Source organism: Aureimonas endophytica (assembly GCF_014642635.1).
GTDB lineage: Bacteria > Pseudomonadota > Alphaproteobacteria > Rhizobiales > Rhizobiaceae > Plantimonas > Plantimonas endophytica.
This window is the reverse complement of the sequence record NZ_BMIQ01000031.1, coordinates 1-1,026: the sequence shown is the minus strand read 5'-3', so window position 1 is coordinate 1,026 and position 1,026 is coordinate 1. Positions and strand designations below refer to the sequence as shown.

The 1,026-nt window shown below is 66.2% G+C and carries 1 protein-coding gene; it reads left to right on the top strand.

Features of this window, described 5'->3' with window-relative positions; translation table 11 throughout:
• Positions 1-75 precede the first annotated feature (75 nt).
• Positions 76-1,019 (top strand): IS630 family transposase gene (locus tag IEY14_RS25675; protein WP_244639685.1). Its coding sequence is split into 2 segments (ribosomal slippage): positions 76-412 and positions 412-1,019, totalling 945 coding nucleotides; the frame shifts between segments, so codons are not numbered across the junction.
• Positions 1,020-1,026: the final 7 nt, after the last annotated feature.

The following is a 1,026-nucleotide window of genomic DNA, read 5'->3' as shown; positions in this document are numbered from 1 at the left end:
TTTTGAACTCGGAGTCGCTTCAGTGGTGACGGCTGGGCTGGTTCGTGATTCACGTTGTCCTTTGGGGAGGCGACGATGGCGCGGGCTTACGGCGAGGATCTTCGCGACCGAGTTCTGACGGCAGCGGCGAATGGGGCATCGGCTCGTTCTGCGGCGGCCCGGTTCGGGGTGGCGATCGCGACGGCGGTGCGCTGGGTGGCACGGGCACGGGACGGCGAACGCGGCGCACGACGACAGGGGCGGCCACGCGGATCGCAACTCGACGGGCACGAGGCTTTCGTGACGGCCATGATCGAGGCGAAGAAGGACATCACGCTGGACGAGATGGTGGAGTGCCTGGCAGCCGAGCGTGACGTGCGGCTTGGCCGTTCGGCGTTGAGCGTCTGGCTGCGTCGGCAGGGCTGGACGTTCAAAAAAAGACCGCGCACGCACTGGAGCAGGACCGCCCGGACATCCTGAGGCGGCGTCAGGTCTGGTTCGACGGCCAGCTCGATCTCGATCCGGCCAAGCTGGTGTTCATCAACGAGACCGGGCTAAGCACGAAGATGGCGCGGCTTCGCGGTCGGGCACCGCGCGGCGAACGGTGCCGAGCCGGCGTGCCGCATGGTCATTGGAAAACGACGACTTTCGTCGGCGCGCTACGGCTCACCGGCATGACCGCGCCGTTCGTCTACGACGGTGCGATGAACGGCACGGTGTTCCGGGCCTACGTCGAGCAGGTTCTTGTCCCGACGCTCACGCCCGGCGACATCGTCGTCATGGACAACCTGCCGGCCCACAAAGCCGAAGGCGTCAGGGCCGCGCTCGAGACAGCCGGCGCAACGTTGCAATTCCTCCCGCCCTACTCACCCGACTTCAATCCGATTGAAAACGCCTTCGCCAAGCTCAAAGCCCTGCTGCGCGCCAGGGCCGAGCGAACCGTCGACGCCCTCTGGACCGCAGTCGGCAGCCTCGTCCCCGTCTTCACGCCAACCGAATGCGCCAACTACTTCGCCGCCGCAGGCTACGAACCGGAATAAACAGGAC